The organism is Thalassobacter stenotrophicus (assembly GCF_001458315.1).
In the GTDB taxonomy this organism is placed as follows: Bacteria; Pseudomonadota; Alphaproteobacteria; order Rhodobacterales; family Rhodobacteraceae; genus Thalassobacter; species Thalassobacter stenotrophicus.
In genome coordinates, this window is record NZ_CYRX01000030.1 from 46,468 (window position 1) to 70,871 (window position 24,404).

At 59.0% G+C, this 24,404-nt stretch carries 25 protein-coding genes; 7 read left to right on the top strand and 18 right to left on the bottom strand.

The window, feature by feature from the left end; all coding sequences use genetic code 11:
* Window positions 1–82 precede the first annotated feature (82 nt).
* On the top strand, window positions 83–736 hold the full coding sequence (locus THS5294_RS10240) for a hypothetical protein (RefSeq protein ID WP_058123686.1): 654 nt from the start codon (window positions 83–85) through the stop codon (window positions 734–736).
* Here THS5294_RS10240 and THS5294_RS10245 read toward each other — a convergent pair.
* The 5 genes from THS5294_RS10245 to THS5294_RS10265 form a co-directional block, all read right to left on the bottom strand.
* Window positions 733–2,070, bottom strand: a complete 1,338-nt coding sequence (locus tag THS5294_RS10245) for an APC family permease (protein ID WP_058123687.1) — start codon at window positions 2,068–2,070, stop codon at window positions 733–735. The two genes, THS5294_RS10240 and THS5294_RS10245, sit on opposite strands and share 4 nt — an antisense overlap.
* 48 nt (window positions 2,071–2,118) lie before the next feature.
* Window positions 2,119–4,407, bottom strand: coding sequence for a copper-transporting P-type ATPase (locus THS5294_RS10250; protein WP_394379490.1), 2,289 nt, complete (start codon window positions 4,405–4,407; stop codon window positions 2,119–2,121).
* 135 nt (window positions 4,408–4,542) lie between these two features.
* Window positions 4,543–5,463 (bottom strand): prolipoprotein diacylglyceryl transferase, encoded by a 921-nt coding sequence (lgt, locus tag THS5294_RS10255; RefSeq protein WP_058123688.1) that lies wholly within the window; start codon window positions 5,461–5,463, stop codon window positions 4,543–4,545.
* A gap of 105 nt (window positions 5,464–5,568) precedes the next feature.
* Window positions 5,569–5,955, bottom strand: coding sequence for a DUF302 domain-containing protein (locus THS5294_RS10260; RefSeq protein ID WP_046212135.1), 387 nt, complete (start codon window positions 5,953–5,955; stop codon window positions 5,569–5,571).
* Window positions 5,956–6,096: 141 nt separating this feature from the next.
* Complete coding sequence (locus tag THS5294_RS10265) at window positions 6,097–6,447, bottom strand: hypothetical protein (RefSeq protein WP_058123689.1); 351 nt, start codon at window positions 6,445–6,447, stop codon at window positions 6,097–6,099.
* 397 nt (window positions 6,448–6,844) lie between these two features.
* Here THS5294_RS10265 and THS5294_RS10270 point away from each other — a divergent pair, with 397 nt between their 5' ends.
* The gene (locus THS5294_RS10270) at window positions 6,845–7,402 is read left to right on the top strand and encodes a hypothetical protein (protein WP_233486466.1); all 558 of its coding nucleotides are present in this window, start codon (window positions 6,845–6,847) and stop codon (window positions 7,400–7,402) included.
* Window positions 7,403–7,489: 87 nt separating this feature from the next.
* Here THS5294_RS10270 and THS5294_RS10275 read toward each other — a convergent pair whose 3' ends face one another.
* The 4 genes from THS5294_RS10275 to THS5294_RS10290 form a co-directional block, all read right to left on the bottom strand.
* Complete coding sequence (locus tag THS5294_RS10275) at window positions 7,490–8,155, bottom strand: L,D-transpeptidase (protein WP_024099381.1); 666 nt, start codon at window positions 8,153–8,155, stop codon at window positions 7,490–7,492.
* Between the two features lie 42 nt (window positions 8,156–8,197).
* A complete protein-coding gene (locus THS5294_RS10280; RefSeq protein ID WP_040104428.1) occupies window positions 8,198–8,683 on the bottom strand; it encodes a disulfide bond formation protein B in 486 nt (161 codons plus the stop codon).
* 140 nt (window positions 8,684–8,823) lie between these two features.
* Complete coding sequence (locus THS5294_RS10285) at window positions 8,824–10,086, bottom strand: multicopper oxidase family protein (RefSeq protein WP_058123690.1); 1,263 nt, start codon at window positions 10,084–10,086, stop codon at window positions 8,824–8,826.
* 125 nt (window positions 10,087–10,211) lie between these two features.
* On the bottom strand, window positions 10,212–10,793 hold the full coding sequence (locus THS5294_RS10290; RefSeq protein ID WP_082645005.1) for a L,D-transpeptidase: 582 nt from the start codon (window positions 10,791–10,793) through the stop codon (window positions 10,212–10,214).
* Window positions 10,794–10,972: 179 nt separating this feature from the next.
* Here THS5294_RS10290 and THS5294_RS10295 point away from each other — a divergent pair, with 179 nt between their 5' ends.
* Both THS5294_RS10295 and THS5294_RS10300 read left to right on the top strand, forming a co-directional pair.
* Window positions 10,973–11,899, top strand: coding sequence for a DUF305 domain-containing protein (locus THS5294_RS10295; protein WP_306434225.1), 927 nt, complete (start codon window positions 10,973–10,975; stop codon window positions 11,897–11,899).
* Window positions 11,821–12,585, top strand: a complete 765-nt coding sequence (locus THS5294_RS10300) for a MauE/DoxX family redox-associated membrane protein (RefSeq protein ID WP_170863239.1) — start codon at window positions 11,821–11,823, stop codon at window positions 12,583–12,585. Before THS5294_RS10295 ends, THS5294_RS10300 begins: the two co-directional genes overlap by 79 nt.
* 21 nt (window positions 12,586–12,606) lie before the next feature.
* Here the strand turns inward: THS5294_RS10300 and cueR are convergent, their stop codons facing one another.
* Together cueR and THS5294_RS10310 are read right to left on the bottom strand one after the other, a co-directional pair.
* Window positions 12,607–13,005: a Cu(I)-responsive transcriptional regulator gene (gene cueR, locus THS5294_RS10305; protein WP_058123691.1), complete on the bottom strand. Its 399-nt coding sequence runs from the start codon at window positions 13,003–13,005 to the stop codon at window positions 12,607–12,609.
* A gap of 12 nt (window positions 13,006–13,017) precedes the next feature.
* Window positions 13,018–15,528: a heavy metal translocating P-type ATPase gene (locus THS5294_RS10310; RefSeq protein WP_058123748.1), complete on the bottom strand. Its 2,511-nt coding sequence runs from the start codon at window positions 15,526–15,528 to the stop codon at window positions 13,018–13,020.
* A 152-nt stretch (window positions 15,529–15,680) separates the two neighbouring features.
* Between THS5294_RS10310 and THS5294_RS10315 the strand changes: the two genes are divergently transcribed.
* The gene (locus THS5294_RS10315; protein ID WP_024099389.1) at window positions 15,681–15,881 is read left to right on the top strand and encodes a heavy-metal-associated domain-containing protein; all 201 of its coding nucleotides are present in this window, start codon (window positions 15,681–15,683) and stop codon (window positions 15,879–15,881) included.
* 42 nt (window positions 15,882–15,923) lie between these two features.
* On the opposite strand, the gene THS5294_RS10320 is transcribed toward THS5294_RS10315, so the two are convergent.
* The 7 genes from THS5294_RS10320 to THS5294_RS10355 all read right to left on the bottom strand — a co-directional run bounded on the left by THS5294_RS10320 (window position 15,924) and on the right by THS5294_RS10355 (window position 21,507).
* Window positions 15,924–16,655, bottom strand: a complete 732-nt coding sequence (locus THS5294_RS10320; RefSeq protein WP_058123692.1) for a DsbA family protein — start codon at window positions 16,653–16,655, stop codon at window positions 15,924–15,926.
* A 1-nt stretch (window position 16,656) separates the two neighbouring features.
* Window positions 16,657–17,139 (bottom strand): c-type cytochrome, encoded by a 483-nt coding sequence (locus THS5294_RS10325; protein WP_058123693.1) that lies wholly within the window; start codon window positions 17,137–17,139, stop codon window positions 16,657–16,659.
* A complete protein-coding gene (locus THS5294_RS10330) occupies window positions 17,136–18,530 on the bottom strand; it encodes a multicopper oxidase family protein (protein WP_058123694.1) in 1,395 nt (464 codons plus the stop codon). Before THS5294_RS10330 ends, THS5294_RS10325 begins: the two co-directional genes overlap by 4 nt.
* Window positions 18,531–18,573: 43 nt before the next feature.
* Window positions 18,574–19,491 (bottom strand): c-type cytochrome, encoded by a 918-nt coding sequence (locus THS5294_RS10335; RefSeq protein ID WP_058123695.1) that lies wholly within the window; start codon window positions 19,489–19,491, stop codon window positions 18,574–18,576.
* A 2-nt stretch (window positions 19,492–19,493) separates the two neighbouring features.
* Window positions 19,494–20,087, bottom strand: coding sequence for a c-type cytochrome (locus THS5294_RS10340; RefSeq protein WP_058123696.1), 594 nt, complete (start codon window positions 20,085–20,087; stop codon window positions 19,494–19,496).
* A 372-nt stretch (window positions 20,088–20,459) separates the two neighbouring features.
* On the bottom strand, window positions 20,460–20,918 hold the full coding sequence (locus THS5294_RS10350) for a c-type cytochrome (RefSeq protein WP_058123698.1): 459 nt from the start codon (window positions 20,916–20,918) through the stop codon (window positions 20,460–20,462).
* Window positions 20,919–20,946: 28 nt separating this feature from the next.
* Window positions 20,947–21,507, bottom strand: coding sequence for a L,D-transpeptidase (locus tag THS5294_RS10355; protein ID WP_058123699.1), 561 nt, complete (start codon window positions 21,505–21,507; stop codon window positions 20,947–20,949).
* Window positions 21,508–21,663: 156 nt separating this feature from the next.
* Between THS5294_RS10355 and THS5294_RS10360 the strand changes: the two genes are divergently transcribed.
* Both THS5294_RS10360 and THS5294_RS10365 read left to right on the top strand, forming a co-directional pair.
* A complete protein-coding gene (locus THS5294_RS10360; protein WP_058123700.1) occupies window positions 21,664–21,966 on the top strand; it encodes a DUF2933 domain-containing protein in 303 nt (100 codons plus the stop codon).
* Window positions 21,967–22,145: 179 nt separating this feature from the next.
* Window positions 22,146–24,380: a protein-disulfide reductase DsbD family protein gene (locus THS5294_RS10365; RefSeq protein ID WP_233486460.1), complete on the top strand. Its 2,235-nt coding sequence runs from the start codon at window positions 22,146–22,148 to the stop codon at window positions 24,378–24,380.
* Window positions 24,381–24,404 lie beyond the last annotated feature (24 nt).

A 24,404-nucleotide genomic window follows, 5' to 3' on the forward strand; every position in this document is an offset into this window, starting at 1 on the left:
ACCGGCTTGTCGCTTCCGTCCGCTTGGGAGGGATCGATAACGTATCATCGACCTAGTGGTGCCCACATGGCAGGCTATTTCAATGGATAGATTTTTCTCTATCAGTATGCCCGCGGCTCAGTTTGTTAGAAATGTCCTGCTGTTCAGCTTCGCTGCATTACTGCCGGTCCTGCTGCTCTATGTCTTGCTGGCTCCGGGCTTTGCTCCGGCTCTTGCTGCCGGCGGACCGGCACTCATGCGCTTTCTAAGGCAGGTTGCGACCAACGGTTTGCCCGTGGTTTTTGCCGTCAACTATGTCAGTTTTTTCCTTTTCGCTATGACAAAGCAACCAAAGGCGGGCTTAAGAGACACGGCGTTTTTCGTGCTGGTCGATGTGTTGCTCAGAGCCCTTCTCTTTCCAGGTCTCCACGCGCTTATATACGTTCTATCTGCCAACTGGTTCGGGTCATTCGGCGGCAATCGTTCAACCGCCTTGGCGGTTGTGTCCCCGACTCTTGCGCGCTCAGCGTTTTTCGAGAACATCTCCGGCGTTTACCTCTATGCGACCATGATAAGCGCGTTGCCGCTCTACGTTTCGGCTCTCGGGGGGTCGGAATTTCTTGGACCGATTGTTCGTCGCTTGCCCATGAACACGGGCGTGATGCTGCTTGCCCTGGCTGCGTTTGCCTTGTCGGTCGGGCTGATCACGATCGGCGCACAAGGTCGCATCTCTTCAGGCCAGGTGATGGCAGGCTAATCACCGTGGGCGTGGGCGTGGGCGTGGGCGACTTGCGGTGCCACCCATTGCGACAAGTAAACGCGCTCGAAGGCGAACACAGCGATCATCCCGACAGCGGCGTAGAGAACGATCATCGGGTCGCTTTGAAGCTTCATCACGGTGAAAGCTGCAAGTACTATCGCATCGAGCGCCAGGGCAGTCAAAAGCACGATACCGAAGGCGCCGACGTCTGCTCGACGATAGCGGAACACGCCCCAATGTATGATCATGTCCATGACGAGGTAAAAGAAGGCACCGAGGGATGCGATCCGGCCTAAATCAAAGAGCACGGCCAACGTCGCTGCGATGACGACAGTATAGACCAGGGTGTGGCGTTGGATGGGACCTGGCATACCGAAGTGGCTGTGCGGGATCATTTCCATGTCGGTCAGCATCGCCAGCATACGCGACACCGCGAAGACGCTGGCCAGAACGCCGGACGCCGTTGCGACAGCGGCCAGGATCACCGTGAGTATGAAGCCGGTTTGTCCAAGGGCGGGCTGCGCCGCCTGTGCCAGCGAATAGTCACGCGCTGAGATGATCTCCTCGATCGTGAGACTCGAACCGACCCCGTAGGCGACCAACAGGTAGACGACGACGCAGATTCCGATCGAGAACATGATCGCTCGGCCAACATTGCGATTTGGTTCAGTGATCTCGGCCCCGCTGTTGGTGATCGTGGTGAACCCCTTGAACGCGAGGATGGCCAGCGCCGTAGAGGCGATGAACCCCGTGAGCCCGTAGGATTGAGAGGTCTCGGACGCAGCGGCGAACGCAAAACCACTAGACCACAGGGCCGCGATGCCAAACAGAGCTATGCCTCCAATCTTGATCGCTGCCATGATCAGCGAGAACAGCCCGACCGAGCGATTTCCGGCGATGTTCACCAGAAAGGCGAAAACGATCACGGCCACGGCCAGGGCGGGGACCAGTGGGCCGCCTTCGATATCGAAAGGGCGCAAGACATAGGTGGCGAAGGTTCGCGCGACGAGGCTTTCCGCGATCACCATGCTGAGCGCCATCAGCAGCGCGGCACCGCCCGCGATGGCTCCGGGGCCATAGCACTTCTGCAGGATCATGGCGATGCCACCCGAGGACGGCCATTTGTTCGACATCCTGATGTAGCTGTAGGCGCTGAAGCTTGTGACGACCGCGCCGGCGATGAATGCAAGCGGGAAAAGCGGGCCGGCGAGCTGCGCGATTTGCCCCGTCAACGCAAAGATTCCGGCGCCGATCATCACGCCTGTTCCCATCGCAATGGCTCCGCCCAGACTGATGGAATCTTCGCGGTACGTTTCTTTTTCGCTCTGCATAAATGGTCCCCTTTTAATTTTGGTTCGTCCGAATGCTGTTGCGCGCTTCTAGATACGAACGCCGCGAAGGCGCAGCGAATTGAGCACCACCGAGATTGACGACGCGCTCATGGCGAAGGCAGCAAACATCGGACTGATGAGGATGCCAAAGAAGGGAAACAGAACTCCCGCCGCGACCGGCACGCCGGAGGCGTTGTAGATCAGCGCGAAGAACAGGTTCTGGCGGATGTTGCGCATAGTGGCCCGGGCGAGCCGCCGCGCACGCACGATACCGTCGAGGTTGCCCTTGACCAGCGTGATGCCCGCGCTTTCGATGGCCACATCGGCGCCAGTGCCCATGGCGATGCCGACATCGGCTTGTGCCAAGGCCGGCGCGTCGTTGACGCCATCCCCGGCCATCGCGACCCTGTGACCCGCCTCTTGCAATTCACGGATGATCCGCGCCTTGTCCTCCGGCAGCACGTCGGCCCGGATCTCATCGATGCCGAGCCGTGCGCCGATGGCGTTGGCAGTGCGTTCGTTGTCTCCGGTCGCCATGATGACGCGGAACCCCAGTTCATGCAGGTCCTTGATGGCCGCAGGTGTGCTCTTCTTCACCGGATCGGCGACAGCGACAAGACCTGCAATGTCGCCATCCAGCACCACGAACATTACCGTCTCACCTTCGTCGCGGCGGGCATTGGCCTTGGCGGTCAACGCGCCTGCCTCGAGCCCTAGTTCGCGGATCATCGCCAGATTGCCGAGCGCCACCGCTTTGCCGCCCACAACACCCTTGACGCCCTTGCCAGTGATCGCCTCGAAGTCCCGAGCATTGTCCATTTTGACATCTCGCTCCTCCGCACCCCTGACGATCGCTTCGGCCAAGGGGTGCTCCGATCCGCGCTCAAGCGATGCGGCGAGACGCAAGACCTCGGCTTCGTCGTGGCCGGGTTGCGGGAGTACGTCGACAAGCCGCGGCTTGCCTTCGGTCAACGTGCCGGTCTTGTCGACGATCAGGGTATCGACTTTCTCGAACCGCTCCAGCGCCTCGGCGTTCTTGATTAGGACCCCTGCCTGAGCGCCCCGTCCTGTCGCCGTCATGATCGACATCGGTGTCGCCAGGCCAAGCGCACAAGGACAAGCGATGATCAGAACCGCCACTGCCGAAATCAATGCGTAGGAAAGCGCAGGCGCGGGCCCCCAGATCGCCCAGGCGATGAAGGACAGGACCGCGATACCGATGACGGCCGGAACGAAATATCCCGCCACCTTGTCGGCATATTTCTGGATCGGGGCGCGCGAGCGCTGCGCGTTCGACACCATCTCGACAATTTGAGCCAGCATCGTGTCGGACCCGACACGCGTCGCCTCCATCACCAGACTGCCAGTGCCGTTGATCGTCGCACCAGTTACCGGGTCGCCTTCGGTCTTCTCGACCGGCACAGGTTCACCGGAGATCATGCTTTCGTCGATCGAGGACCGGCCGTCCAGAACCACGCCATCGACAGGAACCTTGTCACCGGGCCGTACGCGCAGCCGGTCGCCGACCTGTACGTCCTCCAGCGGGATCTCCTCTTCGGAGCCATCGTCCCGCATGACCCGCGCGGTCTTGGCGGCCATATCGAGTAGCGCACGGATCGCCTTGCCGGTTCCTTCACGTGCGCGCAATTCCATCACCTGACCGAGCAGCACGAGCGTCACGATCACCGCCGCCGCCTCGAAGTAGACGCCGACATGGCCTTCGGAGTCTCGGAACCCATCAGGGAATATGTCCGGTGCGAGAACGGCAACGACGCTGAAGAGCCAGGCGGCAAGAACGCCCATGCCGATCAGGGAGAACATGTTGAGGTTCAATGTGCGGAACGAAATCCATCCGCGTTCCAGAAACGGCCAGCCGCACCACAAGACCACTGGCGTTGCCAGGATCAATTCGATCCATTGTGTGGTGCCTTCGCCAAAAAAAGTCCGGACTGCGGGGAAACCGACGAATGGCCCCATCGTGAGGACAAGGAGCGGGATCGTCAGGACTGTGCCGACCCAGAACCGCCGTGTGAAATCCACCAGTTCGGGATTTGGACCTTCATCGCCCGGCACACCGGATTCCAGTTCCAACCCCATGCCACAGATCGGGCACGCGCCCGGATCAGGCTGCCGCACCTGAGGGTGCATCGGGCAAGTGTAAATGGGACCATCATGCCCTTGGGGAACCAGATCATATCGTCCATCCGCCGGCGCGGCACCTGCTTGGTGGTCGTGATGATCATGTGCTGAATGGACCTCGAGCTCCGATTCCGGCACGAGATGCATCCCGCATTTCGGACAATTGCCGGGCTCAACCTGCCGCACCTCAGGGTGCATTGGGCAAACGAATACCGAAGAAGCTGCTGTGGTTTCAGAACTGTCGGGGGTGCTCATTTTGCGGTCCTTTCCGAGAATGCTTCTCTTGCCTAAGGCTTCCATCCACAGGAGGGTCAAGAGAGATCAGTATGGTGATTACATTGCGGATCTGCGGGGTGGCGCTGTCCGGCCCCGTTCCCGTCGGGCGAGCACGATCAACGCCAGCCCGACCAACACCATCGGCATGGAGAGCAACTGGCCCATCGTCAAACCCCACTCACCAAAATGGAGCGCATGGCCAATCGGGTTGTCCGCCGTCACAAACTGTTGGTCCGGTTGCCGGAACATCTCGACGAAACTTCGGGCAAGACCATAGCCGGTCAGAAACACGCCAGCCAAGGCACCGGGCATTTTCAGCCAGCCCCGGCCCCAAGCGAGATAAATGAGCAGCATTCCAAGAATGAGCCCCTCCAATAGCGCCTCGTACAGCTGGGACGGGTGTCGGGCGCAGAGGCCGCTAATCCCTGGGCAGGCCTGCGCGACTTCGCCGGGAAAGATCACCGCCCAGGGAACGTCCGTCGGCCGCCCCCACAGCTCGTTGTTGGTGAAGTTCGCCAGCCTCCCAAGAAACAAGCCTGGTGGTGTTGTCAAAGCCAGCAAGTCGCCAGTGCTGAGCAATGACGCGTTTTGTCGAAGGCAGAACAACAAGGCCGCGATGACAACGCCCGCGAAGCCCCCGTGGAAAGACATGCCGCCTTGCCAGACCATCAGAATCTCCAAGGGATTGGCGAGATAATATGCGGGCTGGTAGAACAGTACAAAGCCCAGGCGACCACCAGCAATCACGCCGATGATGATCCACGTCAGAAGATCTTCGATCTGCGTCCGGTCAAGCGGCGGTCCAACTGATGTCCAGAGCGCGGGACGGCTTATGGCACTCAAACAAATGCGCCAGCCAATCAGGATACCGAAGATATAGGCTAGCGCGTACCAGCGGAGTGCGAATGTGACCCCCCCGATGTCGAAGGAGAAGAGGTCGGTTCCAATATCCGGAAATGGCAATCCCGCTGGCAGCACTGGGTCAGTTCCTCATCAGGAATTTACGTGGGGATTAGATGGCATTAATCGAGCACCGCCAATGGCGCTGGCTCTGCGACAGGGCATCCAACGCCCATCCCGCAATCACGCGGTGTCGAGGGCGTCCCGCAGGAGATCGCGGACTTCGCCGGCGACCGCGTCCAGGTCTTGGTTCTGCACCGCCTGCATCGAAGCGACAGGATCGACCGCGCTGACCTCGGTGTCGCCGTCCACTTGCCGCAGGATAACATTGCAGGGAAGCATCGCACCGATGCGAGGCTCGATCTCGATGGCTTTGTGCGCCATGCCCGGATTACAGGCCCCCAAGATGCGGTAAGGCGGCATGTCCGCATCAAGTTTCTTTTTCATCGTCGCTTTGACGTCAATCTCAGTCAAAACGCCGAAGCCCTTGTCTGCCAAAGCATCCCGAACACGCATCTCTGCGTCATCGATTTTGGTGTCTTTCAGGACGCGATCATAGGTATAGGCCATGGGAATTTTCCTTTCAGTGTCTCTATTTGTTGGCATACCGAGGCTAAACGGTTCAGGTCGCGGTTCGGTTCAATGTCCCGACCGCGAATGGTTTTGGCGTTGTGAGGACGGGTGCCGGAAAATAAACCGGCACCCATTGGCTCAGTTGTCCTGCATCATGGAGCCGTTGCCCATGCCCTGACCGTTGCCGGGCCGCGCAGGCGCATCTGCCATATTCGACCGCATCATCTGCATCCGCTCCATCCTATCGGCAGGAGCGGCCATCTCTTCCGGCGTCACCGCGCCGTCGCCATCGGCATCGAGGTGTTGGAAACGATCCACCATCATTCCGCCCATGTTCGCCATCATGCCCGGACCACCGTTCTGCATCATGCCTGCCCCACCTTGGGCACCAAGCTGCCCACCGTGCCCATGGTTGGCATCCGCGAAGGCCGCGCCACCAAAGGCGGTTGCAGCCAGGGTCATTGCAGCGAGTAAAGTGTTGCGTTTCATTTCGATCACCTCGTGTCAGTGTTGCGATACCCACTATATGGGATGCACCTGCAGATGCGGAATAACACGCGAGCCGGTGTTTTGTATCGCGAGGTCACAAAGGCGGGGTCTGTTACAAACTGCGACAAATCAATTCGGGGCGAACGCTCCTCTTCATCTAAGACATGCGATATCCAGAGAAAAACCTGTCGAGGAGTCGTGTACCAACTGACACCGAAACCATGTTTCGGTGGAAGTGAAATTCGGAAGAGTTGGTGTCGAGAGTGGCAGAGGCCCTGATGTTCCCGAAAATTCAGTCATTCAACCCATGGCAGGAGGCTGCAAGTTGCTCTTTTTGAACCGCATTTTCTTGGTGCTTGCCTTGGTGATTTTGGCGGGGTGCGGTGCAGGAAACGACATGCGCCCTGATGCTTCAGCCGAAGTCATCAGTAGTGCATCCTACAGTCACGACGGACCGGCCGCGTTGACGCTGTACACTATGATCAATAACAGGTCCGGGGCGGGTGCGCATACCAGCGTCATGATCAATGGGTCGCAGCGCGTTATCTTCGATCCGGCAGGAACGGTCCGGCTGAGCGCGGTACCGGAACGGGGAGATGTGCTTTATGGCATTACTCCACAAGTGGCCGATTTTTACGCACGGGCTCATGCACGGGAGACCTACCATGTCGTCATACAAGAGATCGATGTGTCCCCCGAAGTCGCGGAGCGCGCCTTGCAACTTGCATTGGCAAACGGTCCGGCTGCTTCAGGCTTTTGTAGCGTCAGTACTTCTGCGATCCTAAGGCAATTACCAGGATTTGAATCCATTGGACGCACATTTTTTCCAAAGCGCCTGATGGCGGATTTTGGCAAGTTGCCGGGCGTGCGAACCACAAAGCTGTTCGAGAACGATGAGGACGACAAATCCGTAGCGATCGCACAGTTCGAAAATTCACTTGCGACGCGGCCTTGAGTGTTCGTCCAACAATTCGTTGCAAGTTGTCCCTGCACGACGCGGTACTCGGCGTGTGAGCCAAAGATTCTCTGTCCTACGAATAGGTCAGCTTCGAGCGGTAACGCTGTCTTCGGCCGAGTAAAGGAACGCCGTCGATCCGACAGCGACATTCGGATAGAGATCATTGATATGGGCCATCACCATGCGCACGCATCCCGAACTGGCCCGGCCGCCAATGCTGCGAGGGCTCGGCGTTCCGTGAATTCGAAGGTACGTATCCCGATCTCCGACGAATAGATACAAAGCCCTGCTGCCCAAGGCATTGTTGGGGCCGGGCTCCATACCGTCGGCAAACCGCTCGTAAGCCTCCGGATCGCGTTCGATCATTGACTGTGTTGGCGTCCAGTGCGGCCATTCGACCTTTCGGCGGATCGTATAGGTGCCGGGTTCATAGAGATCGCCCTTGGCAATCGCGACCCCGTAGCGCATCGCGGTGCCATCTTCCTCGATATGGTACAGATAGCGCGCGATCGCATCGACGTGAATGTCACCCGGGCGCAAACCGTCATTCGCCAAAACGCGTTGCGGCAGCAGCCTGGGATGCAGCCCCCATGGGTTGGTTGTTGCCGGGTCATAGTTGGCGGGCGTGACCTGCGCATCCCAAGCTGCTTTTTCGGCTGTTGTCGGCCAGGTCTTAGCGAATGCTGGCGAACTCAGAGAAGCTGAAAACAGCGAGCCGGAAAGTGCAAGGAAGTGTCGTCTTGTAACCATGAAGCGAAGCCCTTTGTTTGTTTTCGATGAATGCGAGACGATTCAAGAAACGTCCGCGACCCCATGCCATCGACCCTTTTGATGTCTTGCGATCGCGACCAACCAGAGGCAAGCAAGGACACCGCTTAGGATCGCGTTCCAACTCGCCATGGACAACGTCAGAAATTCCCAGACAACCTCATTGCACAGAACAAGAGTGGACGCATTTGAACTCGCAGAGGGCAGCAATTCCGATACCGACATTTGGGAAACATCGAGGCCGGATCCCGTGCAAGAAGTCGGTCCCTCCCACCAGCCGCGCTCGACACCGGTATGAAACATTCCCAACGCGGATGTGCTGAGTGCCGACAGGGCACCGATTATCAGGATTGGCAAAATCGGCAGAGCAAAGAGCAACAGAGCGCCCATTCCAATGGCGATTGCGTGTGGGTAGCGTTGCCAGATGCACATTGCGCACGGCGCGTACCCAAGAGCCTGGAAAACGAAGGCCCCTAACAGCAAGGCGGCTGATCCTGCCGCCGCAGTCATGCCGAGAGATTTTGGTGTCAGGGTCAATGAACGCTCCCGTTGGCAATCGATGGACCTGTTTCTCGCTTGTCAGGTTACGTAGACGGCAAAAGGCCTGTTATCATTCAGAGATTTGTAACGGTATGTATCCGTCTCGACCCTCAGCCGACTCTGATCCACGTTGCCATACCGTCGGCTTGGTGGCTCAACATGTGGCAATGCAGCATCCAGGATCCCGGATTGTCCAGGACGACGAGAATATCCCGCGTCTCGCCGATATCCAGGAAGGTCGAGTCCCGGTATGGACCGGCTTCCCCCGCCGCATCGAGTTCCCAGAAATGGTGGCCATGCAGATGCATGACGTGTGGAAACCCGGTTTCGTTGCGGATTGAAATGCGCACGGTCGTCCCCTGCGCGACGGATAGGAAAGGGGTTCGAGGCAGTCCAGATACGTCATTGAGCGCCCATGTTCCAGTGCCGTTATGGGACGCGCTTCCCGCACCTCCCTGGAGCACCAGCTCCGCGGTTTGGCCGGGGTCTTGCGGGGCGGGCATTCGGTTGGCGGGCAACGCGGTGATGGGCACTTTCGCAGGGTCACGAGAGCCGGAAACAGCGATTTCGCCAAGGCTCAACGTCCACTCTCCAAAGCTGTCGTCGAATCTAATAGGCCCGGTCGCATCACCAATCACATCGCATCTTTGCCCCGGAGCTAGGAGGATGGGTTCGAGTGTCTGTGGCTGCGCCAGGGGCATACCATCCAGTGCAACGATCTTGCCTGCCAGACCGTCCAGCCCGACACGGTAAACCCTGTCGATAGAGGGATTTATCAGGCGCAAACGCAGGCGGTCGCCTTGTCTCACATTCTTGCTGGTTCCATTGGAAACAAGCGCCGTGACCGTATTGCCGATACGGCCCTCGGTCGCGAAATGAGCCGGGTTGAACCCTTCGTCGTACTGTCCGGACTGATCCAACAAGACATCGAAGAACTGAACAACAATGTCATGGTCGACAGCCGGCGCATTTTGCTCCTCGACGATGAAGGCGCCGAAAAGGCCGCGGCTGACCTGATCGTAAGACAGGTAATGCGAGTGATACCAATACGTGCCGGCATCCGGGACGCCGAATTGATAACGATACGTGTCGCCCGGAATGACCACATCCTGAGTGAGAACGTTGACACCATCCATCCGATTTGGAACCCGCAACCCATGCCAGTGAACAAGAGCGCCCTCCTCCAATCGGTTATCGAGGGTAATGCGGGCGGTTTGTCCTTGTCGCATTCTGACTTCTGGGCCCGGCAGACCACCGTTGAAGCCCAACATCGACACGTCGTACCCAGCAAGGCGCGCCTTGATCGATTGGGGCGCGAGGATCAACTCGCGTGTCGCTGCTGGCAAGCGGGTACCAGCCAGCGCAACGGTCATCCCGCCAAGGAAAGACCTCCGGCTCAAAGACAATTCCGTCACCTCATGAATGATGGACTGGCTTTCGCCAACTGCCGCACTTGTGCCATTTCCGGAAGAGGAACTTCAAGGCGACAGAACGCTCCTCACGCCGTTGTCACTTTGGGATACAGGAAGACGCGGGCGCCAATTTCTACGCGATCATACAAATCTTTTACGTGTTCATTCGTCAACCGCGCGCATCCATTCGACACGGCCGATCCAATGGTTTCCGGAGCGTTGGTTCCATGAATACGAAGATAGGTATCGCGTCCCTCATCATCATAGAGATACAGCGCGCGGGCCCCGAGCGGGTTGTTTGGCCCGCCTTTCAGCCCATCCTTGTACTTCGCGTATTTGCGTGGCTCGCGCCGGATCATGGCGTTCGTTGGCCGCCACCATGGCCATTTGGCCTTGCGCGCTACCGTGAACTCTCCGGGTTCGTACAAACCTTTGCGCCCTACCCCGACCCCGTAGCGGATCGCCATCCCGTCCTCGAGCATGAAATAAAGGAAAAAATCGTCGGGAACGACGTGGACATCGTCTTTAACCCAGTCACCACGACGGGTGTTTACCAATTGCGGTTCGAACCGTTCGGGCAATTTGACTTTGTGGGCCCAGGCAATTGTGGGCAGAAAGCAACCCATCGCTCCGGCACAAATCAATTCTCGTCTCGTGAAATTCTGCATGGCGCGATCTCCTCGGACCCATGAAAATTCAGTGCGCGTCAGGGGCAAAGAAAAGAAGCCGTGAACCGGGGCAAACGACGCGCCTTTGTTGCCTTGAAACTACGAAAATTCGCGCTTTTGGAACTCTCCAGCGCTGGAATGTTGTTGTTTTACAGAGAACTGCAAGGAGGTGACTGGAAATGCACTACTCACGGTTCTTTATGATGATCGGAACATCGACCGTGGTCATGTTCGTTCTGATGTACCTGAACACCTATCTTTGGGGCCATATCTTCTTTTCGGAGACACGCCTTTACATGGCCATCCTGATGGGGGCGACCATGGCCGTGATCATGTTGGCGTACATGTTGTCCATGTATCAGAACACCAAAGCCAACATCGCGATCTTCGGGGGCGCCATACTTGTCTTTGCGGCAAGCCTCTGGCTGGTACGCGGGCAATTTACGGTGCAGGACAGGTCCTACATGCGCGCCATGATCCCGCACCACTCGATCGCCATCATGACGTCGACTCGTGCCGAGATCACCGACCCGCGCGTCCGGGGGCTCGCAGACGACATTATCTATGCGCAGGACAAGGAAATCGCCGAAATGCGCTACCTCATTGCTGACATTGGCGCAAACGGTGAGGCATCGGCCACGCCGACCGGAACGCCGGTACAGGTCGTGGATGCGCAACAGGCGCTTCAAACGGAGGTCGTGTCAAAAATCGATCCCGAGTTTCTGACGGAAGACGAAATCGCAGCGGTGTTCCCGAATGGTGGAGACTGCCGATTTGCCTACACCTCGGACAGTCCAGCCGTGCTGGTGACCGGTGAGACCGGCGAAGGGACTGGGGCCGCGATGAAGATCAGCGGTGACCTGGTGCGCCTGGATGCGCAGGGCGAAAATGCGTTTTCTCAAGGCCCGCTATCGGCCGAGATCGTAGAGACAGACGGTGACCTGACCGATCTGATCGTCAGCGCGGAACCGACTACGAAGCCGGGTTCCGTGGTCAATTCACCTGCGCCGGATAAGGAGGAAAGCATATGCCCCGGGACACAGACAGTAAATCCGCGCAGCTTTATCGCATGGTCATGCCGGGCCATGTCTGCCCCTACGGTCTGAAATCGAAAGACCTGCTGGAGCGGCAAGGCTTCGAGGTGGAAGACCATCCGCTTGAGACCCGTGAAGACACCGATGCTTTCATGGAGAAGCACGGGGTCGAGACGACGCCGCAGACCTTCATCGGCGGAGAACGGATCGGCGGCTACGATGATCTCAGGGTGTTCTTTGACATCGACCCACCCGAGGAAGAGCAAAGCGACACGACCTACCAGCCGGTCATCGCGATCTTTTCCGTCGCCGCGCTATTGGCACTGGGCCTGTCTTGGCACCAGTACGGGTCGGTCTTTACCTTGCGCGGGTTCGAATGGTTCATTTCGCTGTCCATGACCATTCTCGCGATCCAGAAATTGCAGGATGTCGAAGGGTTTTCGACGATGTTCCTCAACTACGATCTGCTGGCGCGCAAATGGGTACGATACGGCAAGCTTTATCCGTTCGGCGAAGCGTTGGCAGGTGTCCTGATGACTGCCGGCGCGCTGCTGTGGCTCTCGGCGCCTGTCGCCCTGTTTATCGGCACGGTCGGCGCTGTCAGCGTATTCAAGGCTGTCTACATTGACAAGCGGGAGTTGAAATGCGCCTGCGTCGGCGGTGACAGTTCCGTCCCGCTGGGGTTCATTTCGCTGACGGAAAACCTGATGATGATCTTCATGGGTATCTGGATGCCGGTCCGCGCAATTTGGTTCTGAAACGTGCCGAACCGGCATCGATTATTCGGACATTCGTACAGGTGAGAGATCTGCGAGGATCGGGCAATCCGGACGATGATCCCCGGCACATTTCTCCACAAGCTCGGTAAGCGTCGTTCTCATGGATTGCAGTTTCTCTATCTTCTCCTCGATCTGGCGAAGATGGTCTTCCGCAACCGTTTTCACCTGAACGCTTTCGCGGTTTTCATCCTCGTAGAGAGCCAGAAGCGTCCTGCAATCTTCGATGGTGAACCCCAAGGCCCGTGCTCGACCGAGAAACGCCAGCTTGTGAACGTGGTTCTCGGTGAATGCGCGATAGCCGTTCTCACTTCGGTTCGGGCGGATCAGCCCGATTTCCTCGTAGTAGCGGATTGTTTTTGGGGGCACACCCGATTGTCGGGAAACGTCTCCGATGTTCATGTCGAACCTCCGTTATTCTGCTGGAGCAGGAGTGACAGCTGCCAGCTCTGCCGGGATTGCGCGCTGCTCGTCCATCGCCGGCGCGATACCTCGCAGGCGCAGGGCATTGGTTAGAACGAACACCGACGACAACGCCATCGCGCCCGCCGCGAGAATTGGTGACAGGAGCAGCCCAAAGGCCGGATAAAGCACCCCGGCGGCGACCGGAATCAGCGCGACATTGTAGGCAAAGGCCCAGAACAGGTTCTGCCGGATGTTTCGCATGGTTCGCCGCGACACTTCGAAGGCATTCACCACGCCGCGCAAATCGCCGGACATCAGGACGACATCCGCGGACTCGATGGCCACATCAGTGCCGGTGCCAATGGCGATACCCACATCGGCATGCGCCAGCGCCGGGGCGTCATTGATCCCGTCGCCGACAAAGGCGATGCGCTTGTTCCCTTCGCGCAAACCGTCAAGCGCCGCGACCTTGCCGTCTGGCAGAACGCCGGCAACGACATGGTCGATGCCGGTTTCGCGGGCGATGGCTTCGGCGGTTTCGCGTTTGTCCCCTGTGATCATCGCAACCGCAAGACCCTTCTCGTGCAGCGCTGCGATGGCTGCGCGGCTTGCCGGTTTGACCGGATCGGCGACGCCGATCACGGCGGCGACACGTCCATCTATGGCAGCGTAAAGCGCCGTGCGACCCTTGCTTGCGATCTTCGTTTCCTCTGGAGTCAATGCCGAGACGTCAATGCCTTCGCGCGCCATGTAGCGGTCGGCCCCAACCAACACCTCCACGTCTTCGACCACGGCGCGCACGCCGTAACCTGTGACCGATTGAAAGCCTTCGGCCCCCGCAAGAGGTGCGCCCTCGGCCCGCGCGGCACGGACGATGGCGTCCGCGACAGGATGCTCGGAGAGCGACTCCACGGCGGTGATCTTCGAGAGCGTTGTTGAACGATCGAACCCTTCGGCCAGCACCAGGTCAGTCAGTGCGGGTCGCCCCTCGGTCACCGTGCCTGTTTTGTCGAGGGCGACCACATCAACGGAATCAAGTTGCTGCAAGGCGTCGCCCTTGCGGAACAGGACACCCATTTCCGCAGCACGTCCCGTCCCGACCATGATCGAGGTCGGCGTCGCAAGCCCCATCGCGCAGGGGCACGCGATGATCAGCACCGACACACCGGCGATCAGCGCCATTGTCAGGGCCGGATCAGGCCCGAAAACCAGCCAGACCAGCACGGTCGCCGCCGCGATCGCCATGACGGCAGGTACGAACCAAAGCGTGATCCGGTCGACCAATCCCTGGATCGGCAGCTTGGCGCCCTGGGCCTCTTCGACCATGCGAATAATTTGCGCCAGGGTTGTGTCGGCGCCGACCCGGGTGGCGCGGAATTGCAGACTTCCGGCACCATTGACCGTCCCGCCGGTCACCGGATCTCCGGCACTTTTTTCAGCGGGAATCGGCTCGCCTGTCAGCATGCTTTCGTCGACGCGGCTGGTCCCCTCGATGACCTCGCCATCAACCGCGATGCGTTCACCAGGGCGCACGATGACGATGTCACCCTGAACTAGCGCATCGATCTCGATCTCTATGCTTTCACCGTCCCGCATCACGCGTGCGGTCCGCGCCTGAAGCCCCAGCAGCTTCTGGATGGCCGCGCCCGTTCTCCCCTTAGCGCGCGCTTCAAGAAAACGCCCCAGCAAGATGAGGACGACGATGACCGCTGCCGCCTCGAAGTAGACAGAGCGCAGCGTGTCAGGCAAGGCCGATGGTACGAATGTCGCAACTACGGAATAGAAGTAAGCCGCCCCGGTGCCGACCGCGACGAGGCTGTTCATGTCGGGCGCGCCCCGGAATAGGGCCGGGAAACCCTTGGTGTAAAACGTCCGGCCCGGGCCGAAGAGAACGATTGTCGTGAGAACGAATTGAAGAAGCCAACTCGTCTGCTGACCAATAGTGGTCTCGATAAGCATATGAACGGCCGGAATGACGTGGCCACCCATCTCGATCAAAAAGACCGGCAAGGCGAGGATGGCTGCAAAGGTGACCCGTTTGGCAAGCGCCAGAGCCTCTTCCTCCTTGCGCGCAACCCTGTCGTCACCGGCTTGGGCCGTTGCCACGGTGGCCGGATACCCTGCCGCGCCGCTTGCATCGATCAGATCGGATGTCGTGACAAGACCTTCGACGTAAACCACCGTCGCCGTCTCGGAGGCGAGGTTGACGTTCACCTCGACCACCCCGGGCACCGCGGCAAGCGCCTTGTCGACCCGCCCGACACAAGAGGCACAGGACATGGCCGCAATCGTGAGTTCGGCCCTGACCGTCCGCGCAGGGTAGCCCAGCTCGCGGAGAGTTTCGATGACTTCCGGAACGCGCTTGAGCGCGTCCACGCTCATACGCGCGGTTTCGGATGCAAGATTCACCGACACATCCTCTACGCCGTCGATTGCATTCAATGCGCGATCGACCCTGCCGACACAGGACGCGCATGACATGCCTTCGATCGGCAGGCTGATCTGTTTGGGTTCGGGCATATGTTTCACCTGTTTTTCCATTCGAGGTGGAATGTAGGGCTTCCAGTAACTGGAGGGTCAATGGGAGGGCGCCAAATAAATTTCTTCTCTTGACCTTCCAGCGCGGGGAAGCCCCATGTCACCGGCAGAAATCAGATCAAGGAGTGGTTCCGATGAAGTTCAGCGTTCCGGACATGAGCTGTGGGCATTGCACCGCAGCAATCGAAAGCGCAGTGAAAACCGCAGATCCGAATGCAGGCGTAGAATGTGACCTTTCTGCCCGACAAGTGCGTGTCGACAGCGTGTTACCAGCCGATCAGGTCCAAGCGATCATTCGGGATGCGGGCTATGACGTGGAACCTGCGGCCGCTTGATGCAGTGCCCGGACCACCCAGGGGCGGTCCGGGCAAGAACTTTCAGTCTTCGTCTTTGCGGGCTTCTTCGACCAAGTCGGCAAGCTGCGCCTTTTCGACAAAGCCAGGCACCAGCGCGTCACCGATCACGAAAGACGGCGTGCCGTTGAAGCCCAGAGCTTGGGTCAGTTGCATGGATGTCGCAATGTGCTCTTCGACCTCGGGGGCCTCCATGTCCTTGCGCAACTGCGCGATATCCAGGCCGATCTCCTCGGCAACGCGCAGCACGGAGGCCTCTTCCGCGCGGCCTTCCAGCCCCATCATCGCCCAGTGAAACTCTTCGTATTTGTCCTGCTTGCGCGCTGCCAAGGCCGCTTTCGCGGCGAACACCGATCCGTCTCCGAGAATGGGCCATTCACGATAGACGAGGCGAATGTTTGGATCCTCTTCGATCAAAGCCCGCACCTCGGGTTTGACCCGCCGACAATAGGGACAGTTGTAGTCGAAAAATTCCACAACGGTGACGTCCCCTTCCGGGTTGCCGAGAACCGGCGCATTCGGATCGTTCTCGATCAGATCGCGCTGGTCATTCAGAACTTGGGCCTGACTGAGCTCCTGCGCTTGCGCCTGCCTCTGTTCGAGGATCGCCACGGCCTCCATGACAATCTCCGGGTTCTCGCGGATTGCCTCGAGCACAAGTTCCTTGACCCGGGACTCTGACAGTTCGTCGGCGAGTACCGGTATCGGAAGCAAGGCAGCTATCGCGACCGTCGTGAAGGCTTGTCTGAAACGCATTTTAATTATCTCCCCGTTGTTCGTCGGCTTCTGTCCGCGCGGCCTGGACTTCGCGAACGCGGTCTGGCCAGGTGGACCGGATGAAGGCCAGGATGTTGTGAATTTGCTGGTCGGTCAGCACGTCTGCGAAACCCGGCATTCCGCTGTCGTATTCGACACCCTGACGCGCCAGAAGCGCCGCACCCCCCAGTTTTGTGTAATCGAAGAGCAGGCTGTCAGGATGATGCCAGGTGTGACCCGTCTCATCATGCGGTGGTGCTGGCAGGCGCCCATCCGCGCCGGGCGTTCGCCATTCCGGCTGGCCTTCCAGATTTGCGCCATGACAAGACGCGCAGTTGTCTGCGTAGAGCAACGCGCCTTCTTGGATGTCGGAGCTCTCCGCCTTGGACGCGCTGCCGACATCCGAGGATGCACTGGTCGAGAGCCAATAGGTGAAAGCGGCTGCGACAACAGTGATCGGAACGGACCAAACGAGATACCTCATGTGACCCGCATCCAGGTTGTCATGCCGGACGCGGCGTGGCTGAGCATGTGGCAATGGAACAGCCACTTGCCGGGATTGTCCGCCGTAAAGGCGATCTCGCGGGACTCGTTGCCAGCCAACAGGATCGTGTCGCGCATCGGTCCGAACGCGCCGTCGGGGCGCAGCTCGCGGAAATGCATTCCGTGCAGGTGCATCGCATGTGGGAACACGGTCTGGTTCTCGATCTTCAAGCGCACCGGCTCGTTCAGGGATAGATCGGCCAATGGCGTGTCGGTCATTTCGGCGACATCATTCAGGGCCCAGAACTTGCCCGCCTGGGCAAGCTGACGAAACCCAAGGCGTTCCCCTCCGAGCATGGCAGACTGCATCCGCCCCATTGCTCCACCGGACATGACCAGTCGCAAATCACGCGCTTCGGCAAGGTCCGGCGCGTGTGCCGCGGGATTCGGCGGCAGCGGCAGCGGCTTGTCTCTCGGTACTGAACTGGTTGTGCCATCGACGGAAAAAGTCACCAGCGGGGTCAGTTGATCATCATCGCCGATGCGCAGCACCTCTGCGGTTCCGCCTTCGTCTGCGGTCACATCGACGATCAGGTCCACGCGCTGTGCGGGACCGAGGATCAATTCACCGTCAACCGGCTGGGGTTGGCCGATAGGCATCCCATCCAGGGCCATCGTCCAGCCACTCACCCCCGATAGCCTCAGCGGGAAAATCCGCGCGCTAGCTGCGTTGATGATGCGCAAGCGAATGCGTTCGTTACGCTTCGCGGGCAAGGTCAGGTCATAGCGCCCATTGGTCGTGATGAAGTTGCCGGTACGTCCACTATGGCTCATCATCATAGGCTGTTCGAAATTGTCGAACAGCTGCCCGCTCTCAGGGTCGAGCAACCAGTCCTCCAGAACGATGACTTCCTCGCGGTCGATGTCCGGCCCATCGGCCTCTTCGACGATCAAGGCACCGCGCAAACCACGCGCGACTTGCTCGTATGAGCGATTATGCGCGTGATACCAATAGGTGCCCGCGTCTGGTACGACGAAGTCGTAGTCAAAGGTTTCACCCGGTGCCACGGGCTCCTGGGTCAGCCCTGAAACGCCATCCATCGCGTTGTCGATCCGGATTCCGTGCCAGTGAACCGAACTGGGGTCAGGAACCTCGTTGCGGAACCTGCGGCGCACCCGATCGCCTTGAGCGACCCGAATTTCCGGAGCCGGAACGAGGCCGTCATAGCCCCAGATCTCTGTTCCCGGGTAGGTGTCCGGAAGAAGCTGTTGACGCGCAACCTTGGCAACCACGTCCTCGAACGGGGTTGCGGCATAAGCCGACCGCGGGATGGCCGCCGCGCAGGCCGCCAGTGTCGCATGGCGCAAGAAATCCCGACGTGTTTGTTTCATTTCGATCCTCGATAAAGCGAGGGCTTGTTGCCCCCGCGTGATGTTAGTTCGAAGCGGGGTTCTCCGCCTCGACCGTGTCCTTGTTCAGCAGGAAAAGCGCCATCGCTTCGCGATCGGCAGGTGTCAGAAACCGAGTTCCCTCGCGAACCACTTCCGCCATGCTGCCGCCGAAAGCATCGCCCGAAGGGGTGATGCCGGTCTGGAGCGCATAAGCGAGGTTTGAAACCGTCCAGTCGTTTTTGGCCAGGTCTTTTGGCCGTATCGCGGGTGCCTTGCTGCCACCGGGAAGCTGGGCGTTGCCTGCAAAGGAAGCACCGATATCGCGACCTCCTGCAAGATTGCGCGGCGTATGGCAGGCTCCGCAATGTGCCGCACCGCGCACCAATTCCCGTCCGCGGTTCCATGCGCCGCTTCGCCCTTCAACCGGTTCGGTATCCGGATCGTAGAAGAACGCCGCTCGCCAGAGCTTCAGCCCCCATCGTTGATCGAATGGGAAGCTGACATCGTTTTCTGGTGCAGGTTCGTCCACGGGCGGCACGGTTTGAAACGCCGCCCAGAGGTCAGCGATATCCTGGTCAGAAAAATCCGCATAGAACGTATATGGGAAAGATGGATAGTAGGGCGTTCCATCGGGGCCGATCCCCTGCCGCACGGCTTTTGCGAACTGTTCTGCCGTCCATTCGCCCATGCCATGTTTGGGGTCGGTCGTCAGGTTGGGCGGATAGAACGTTCCGAACGGGGTTTCGAGCGGCGCCCCTCCGGCAAGTGGTGCGCCGCCCGCTTCAAAATTGGTATGACAGGCAATGCACCCACTGGCGCGCGCCAAATATGCGCCCCGGTCGACATTGCCCTCTGTTGCAATCGGAGTCACTGCACTGCCGACAGGCCATGCAATAACAGCGCCGAGGCCGGCCGTGCCAAGCACGGCGACCCCGCTGACGAGTGTCAAAAACCGGCGCATGGTTAGTCTTCTTCCGCCCGGAAGCGTTCATGGCATGCGGAACAGACCTGGGTCGTCATCGCGAATGCCGCGTCGGCGGGCATTTCGGAAATGGCGGCGGCATCCATCATGCCGCCTCTGCCCATCATCGCGCTCCCGCCCATCATGGTTGTATCGCTTCCCATCATGGATCCGCCGCCCATCATCGAGGCGCCATCCGTGGAGGTATTGCCACCCATGCCGCCTAACCCATTGTCGGCTGCGCGTTCCAGGCCCTCAGAGTATTCCTCCAGCTGACTTGCCAATGCTGCGAAGCGGTCCCAATCGGTCCACACCTCGTCTTTGGCTTCCGAGGGCATGCCCCCCGTGCCCTCCGGGAACAGCTTTGTCATGCTCTCGCCGGCGTGCTGCTGGAACAGGCGCGCTGCATCGCCCACTGTTTCTGCGTCATAGGCCGTTTCACCCCGCATCATCGGGGCTACGGTTTTGACTGCCTTTCCCATGGCGGCCATGGCATCCATGCGTTCCTTTACGATGCCCGTGGCACCGCTATGCGCAAATGCCGCAACCGCGGTTCCTGCAATCAACACTGCCGCTGTGATAGTTGTCTTCTTCATGTCTTGGATCCTTCTTTGGGTCTGCTTTTCGAGCGATGTGAAATCAGACCCACCGTCGTGGCGGTGGAGGATCGCTGGTGGAGCGCAACTCTGTTAGTTGGGTCGCGGCGTCTTGCATGACAGCCGTCAGCAACTGAGGCTCGTAAACCACGTTTGGCTGGAGAAACACCACAGCCGTGACAGAACAATCGAGTCCCGGATGACAGTGGCCAGAGGCCTCGTTCGTCGATGACCCTACATCTTCGTGAGCGTGAAATTCTTGCGCCAAGGACGCTTCACCATGAAACGCTGGCGCCTCAGGCACTCCGAGAACCACTTGGAAAAGGCCGAAAACGATCGACAGAATCCATCGGTTTGTCTTCGACCAACGCATCAGTCAATCCCGTTGGCCCGCTGTAGTTCGCGGACATAGGCGGCAACCATCTTGACGTCTCCTTGTGTCAGTCCTTCGATCCTTGGCATATTACCGAATTTCCAGTGATGCGCACGCACGCCATTTTGAGCGGCCAGAACAAAGGCCATGTCTGAATGGTGGCTTGGCTCGTAAATCTTGTGCACAAGAGGCGGGGCAATCCCGTTTTGTCCCGCTGCGTTTGCTCCATGGCACTCGGAACACTTAGCCTCGAATATGGTTTTCCCAATCGTGGCTTGCTCCGAGAATTCTGCCGGCAGTTGGACCTGAACGATTGGGTCGCCTGCTTCTATCTTACTCGTGTCAGGAGGCGTCATGGAATGACCCATCGCTGTATCTTCCGCAGAAATGAACTGCCAAGTTGCAACTCCCCCGCCAGCTATAACTACGGCTGCGATAAGTGCGGTCAATTTATCCATGCTTGTGTCTTCCGTCTTGCCCGTTGTGTCAGATGAGTTTGACCTGAGTGCCGACAGGCATGCGCTCATAGACCTCCTCGATTTGTTTGTTGAACAAACCGATGCAGCCGTTTGACGACCGACGGCCGATCTTGCGCGTATCCTGTGTCCCGTGAATACGGTAGTACTGCCACGACAGGTACAGTGCACGAGTGCCCAAGGGGTTGTCCGGATCACCCCCCTCGACACGAGCCGGCCATTCCGGATTGCGTTCCCGCATGGAGGGCGTTGGCGCCCAACTGGGGTTTTTGCGTTTTTCCACCACTTCGGTGTAACCGCGTTTGGTGAGTTCGTCGGTCAGCGGAACGGAAGTTGGGTAGATCCGCATCTCGCCATCTGATGTCCAATGCTGGAGCGACTTCGTCACGGTATCGGAGATGATGATCCCCTTTCCGAGTGCGTCGAAGTGGTCTTGCCAGTCATGAACTCGGAAAGAAGAAATGTTGCGGCGAATGGTTTCGGCTCGAACCACGCTTGGTGCAGCCAAAGCGACAGCCGCATACCCCAATAGGCTTCGTCGATTGATCTTTTTGTTTCGCAATGTCGTCATGACACACTCCTAGCCTCGGGTTTGTTGCATCTCTTTTACGGGAGACCCGGCATCAGGCAACCTGACAAGGCCGCGAGAAGTGTATCCATTTGTATCCTTGACCTTACCCTGCTGGAGGGTCGCAAATGGCGCGAAGAACGAGACAATGAGGGTGTCATGGACCACCAAAACCACAGAAAAAAGCCGATCACGGACAGGCTCATGCATTACGGAATGATGGCGTGTTGCGTCGTCATGCTGCTGCCCATTGCGGGATTTTTTCTTGCCGGCGGCACATTGGCGGGCATGTGGGGCAATGCAGCGGCTTTCGCCCCACTCCTGCTTTGCGTCGGTGCGCATCTCGTGATGCACAAATTTATGGGAAAGTCGTGCCATTCGAACGAAGAGAAAGGCAGTATCGAAGAAACACCCGTGTCCGTGCCTTCTGCGATTCCCGTGGTTGCACGCAACAGGCGATAATTTGCGCGGGAAAATGCGAGCAAGCGCATGGTTGCTGACGATTACAACGCTTGGCGGATGCGCCGCAAGTCTTGAAGACTGTCCCGAGCGGGAGGTCATCGTTTCCACCAAGCAGGCATCGATCATCCTCCCCGACGGGTGTCGGTTGATATCCTCGTCCTCTGCCGACGTAGCGCGTGTTGTTTGTTCTGATGGTCGACAAGGCTTTGCCGTCGGCGGTCTTTGAGACAAAGTTCCGGGTGCAGATTCAACCCGAGCCGGCTTTAAGGGAAGGAAGCGGATCCTTGGCGAAAACCCTGTCGACACTGCGCCGGGTTCTGATTTTGCCCGCACTGATCCTGGCGCTTTCCTCTGGCAGTGGCTCGGCGGAGACATCAGCCGCGTATCAAAGCTCTCCGCTGAAGGCGCATCTCATCACGGCACAGGACGGTGTTTCCAAGAACACGCAGACTCTTTCCGCCGGACTTCATCTCCAACTGAACGAAAACTGGAAGACCTATTGGCGGTCGCCAGGAGAGGTGGGAATACCGCCTTCGGTCGAATGGAGCGGTTCCGAAAACGTCGCAGATGTCGAATTCATGTGGCCTTCCCCGACACGCTTCACCGCCTTCGGCATCGAAAATTTTGGTTATGCGGGTGAAGTCGTCTTTCCGCTGCGCATAACGCTCAAAGATCCCGGCGCACCTGTGACTCTTTCCGCGCAAGTCAAACTGCTGGTGTGCTCCAATGTCTGTGTCCCGGAAGAGTTTGACCTGTCACTTCGCCTCGGACGCGGCAACGACATCGACAGCACTGCGGCTGGGCTGATTGGCACGTTTTCCGAGCGCGTCCCCGAAGGAGCCGAGGCGGGTGGCGTCAGCGAGGCAAATGCCTTCATCGACGAAGACCTCACGGAGTTGATCGTCAATCTGCGCGTCGATGAACCACTCCAGTCGCCGGATGTGTTTCCCGAACTGGGTATCGGTGTTGCGCTTGGCAAACCCGATATACGTTTGGGAGAAGAGGATCATTTGCTTTGGGCGCGCTTGCCGATCCTCTCGTCGAATACGGATGTGACGGTGGCGCCGTCGATTACCGTCACCGATGGCGAGAACCGGGCCTTCACCGTGATTGCGGATCGCGTGGCGCGACGTACGGCACCGCCCTTCGAACTGGCCGCCACGACACCGGACATGATGGAACTGCTCTGGATTGCCGTGATCGCGCTGCTGGGTGGATTGATCCTGAACGTGATGCCCTGCGTGCTGCCGGTGCTGTCCATCAAGGTGTCGTCTGTGCTCAAACACACAGATCACGACACAACCCGTGTCCGGTTCGGTTTCGTCGCAGCCGCCGCTGGCATCATGACGTTCATGTGGGGTCTGGCGCTCATCCTTTGGGCGCTCCAGACGGCAGGGCTCAGCGTCGGGTGGGGGCTGCAATTTCAAAGTCCGCTATTTCTTGCGGTGATGATCGCAGCCCTGCTCATCTTTTCGGCAAATCTGTTCGGAGCGTTCGAGTTCGCCCTTCCACAAGGCATGCAGACAAGGCTTGCAGATACCGGAGGGCGGAGCGGATATTCCGCCGACTTTTTCACCGGCATGTTCGGTGCCGTCATGGCGACGCCTTGTTCGGCACCGTTCCTCGGCACCGCGGTGGCCTTTGCTTTGGCCGGGCGTGGCGTGGACATTCTCATCGTCTTTACGAGCCTCGGGCTCGGCCTCGCCCTGCCCTATCTCGTCATCGCCGCGTTCCCGCGTCTGGTCGCGTTCATGCCCAAACCTGGCCGGTGGATGCTGATCGTCAAGAGCTTGATGGGGATCTTGCTGCTTGCAACCGCCGTTTGGCTGTTCTGGGTGCTCGACGGTGTCGCCGGGCTGGCCTCCGTCATCGCGGTCGCGGCGTCTTCCGGTCTCGCCGTTCTGATCTTGTCCCTCCCGAATGTGCAGTCCCAATTCAGATGGTCTATTGCCACGGCCAGTCTTGTTCTGGCTCTTGCCGCGGGTCCTCTCCTGCAGCAATCAGCGCCTGCCCGTGCAGGGTCGCAATCGGCGTTGGCTTGGGTCGCATTTGACCGTTCGGACATAGCGAAACGCGTGTCCGCAGGAGAGGTCGTCTTTGTCGATGTAACAGCTGACTGGTGCCTGACTTGCAAAGCGAACAAGACACTTGTCATCGACCGGGAGCCGGTCCGCAGTACGCTGGACGCGCCAGGCGTCACGCCGATGCAGGCAGATTGGACACGCCCGGACGCGCGCATTTCCCGTTACCTTGAGAGTTTCGGCAGATATGGCATCCCTTTCAATGCCGTCTATGGACCGTCGGCACCAAACGGCATTGTGCTGTCCGAATTGCTTACGACCGAAGACGTGATGGACGCCTTGGCGCAAGCCAGCGGTCGAGATGTTTCCGCAAAGGTTGCCGGACAGGAGTGATCTGCCCGGGCGGGACACCGACCA

Excerpts from the sequence above, each read along its gene's own strand:
- THS5294_RS10240 (WP_058123686.1), top strand. The coding sequence starts at position 83 with ATGGATAGATTTTTCTCTATCAGTATGCCCGCGGCTCAGTTTGTTAGA.
- THS5294_RS10245 (WP_058123687.1), bottom strand. The coding sequence starts at position 2,070 with ATGCAGAGCGAAAAAGAAACGTACCGCGAAGATTCCATCAGTCTGGGC.
- THS5294_RS10250 (WP_394379490.1), bottom strand. The coding sequence starts at position 4,407 with ATGCACCCTGAGGTGCGGCAGGTTGAGCCCGGCAATTGTCCGAAATGC.
- THS5294_RS10260 (WP_046212135.1), bottom strand. The coding sequence starts at position 5,955 with ATGGCCTATACCTATGATCGCGTCCTGAAAGACACCAAAATCGATGAC.
- THS5294_RS10265 (WP_058123689.1), bottom strand. The coding sequence starts at position 6,447 with ATGAAACGCAACACTTTACTCGCTGCAATGACCCTGGCTGCAACCGCC.
- THS5294_RS10270 (WP_233486466.1), top strand. The coding sequence starts at position 6,845 with ATGCGCCCTGATGCTTCAGCCGAAGTCATCAGTAGTGCATCCTACAGT.
- THS5294_RS10275 (WP_024099381.1), bottom strand. The coding sequence starts at position 8,155 with ATGGTTACAAGACGACACTTCCTTGCACTTTCCGGCTCGCTGTTTTCA.
- THS5294_RS10280 (WP_040104428.1), bottom strand. The coding sequence starts at position 8,683 with ATGACTGCGGCGGCAGGATCAGCCGCCTTGCTGTTAGGGGCCTTCGTT.
- THS5294_RS10285 (WP_058123690.1), bottom strand. The coding sequence starts at position 10,086 with ATGACCGTTGCGCTGGCTGGTACCCGCTTGCCAGCAGCGACACGCGAG.
- THS5294_RS10290 (WP_082645005.1), bottom strand. The coding sequence starts at position 10,793 with ATGCAGAATTTCACGAGACGAGAATTGATTTGTGCCGGAGCGATGGGT.
- THS5294_RS10295 (WP_306434225.1), top strand. The coding sequence starts at position 10,973 with ATGCACTACTCACGGTTCTTTATGATGATCGGAACATCGACCGTGGTC.
- THS5294_RS10300 (WP_170863239.1), top strand. The coding sequence starts at position 11,821 with ATGCCCCGGGACACAGACAGTAAATCCGCGCAGCTTTATCGCATGGTC.
- cueR (WP_058123691.1), bottom strand. The coding sequence starts at position 13,005 with ATGAACATCGGAGACGTTTCCCGACAATCGGGTGTGCCCCCAAAAACA.
- THS5294_RS10310 (WP_058123748.1), bottom strand. The coding sequence starts at position 15,528 with ATGCCCGAACCCAAACAGATCAGCCTGCCGATCGAAGGCATGTCATGC.
- THS5294_RS10315 (WP_024099389.1), top strand. The coding sequence starts at position 15,681 with ATGAAGTTCAGCGTTCCGGACATGAGCTGTGGGCATTGCACCGCAGCA.
- THS5294_RS10320 (WP_058123692.1), bottom strand. The coding sequence starts at position 16,655 with ATGCGTTTCAGACAAGCCTTCACGACGGTCGCGATAGCTGCCTTGCTT.
- THS5294_RS10325 (WP_058123693.1), bottom strand. The coding sequence starts at position 17,139 with ATGAGGTATCTCGTTTGGTCCGTTCCGATCACTGTTGTCGCAGCCGCT.
- THS5294_RS10330 (WP_058123694.1), bottom strand. The coding sequence starts at position 18,530 with ATGAAACAAACACGTCGGGATTTCTTGCGCCATGCGACACTGGCGGCC.
- THS5294_RS10335 (WP_058123695.1), bottom strand. The coding sequence starts at position 19,491 with ATGCGCCGGTTTTTGACACTCGTCAGCGGGGTCGCCGTGCTTGGCACG.
- THS5294_RS10340 (WP_058123696.1), bottom strand. The coding sequence starts at position 20,087 with ATGAAGAAGACAACTATCACAGCGGCAGTGTTGATTGCAGGAACCGCG.
- THS5294_RS10350 (WP_058123698.1), bottom strand. The coding sequence starts at position 20,918 with ATGGATAAATTGACCGCACTTATCGCAGCCGTAGTTATAGCTGGCGGG.
- THS5294_RS10355 (WP_058123699.1), bottom strand. The coding sequence starts at position 21,507 with ATGACGACATTGCGAAACAAAAAGATCAATCGACGAAGCCTATTGGGG.
- THS5294_RS10360 (WP_058123700.1), top strand. The coding sequence starts at position 21,664 with ATGGACCACCAAAACCACAGAAAAAAGCCGATCACGGACAGGCTCATG.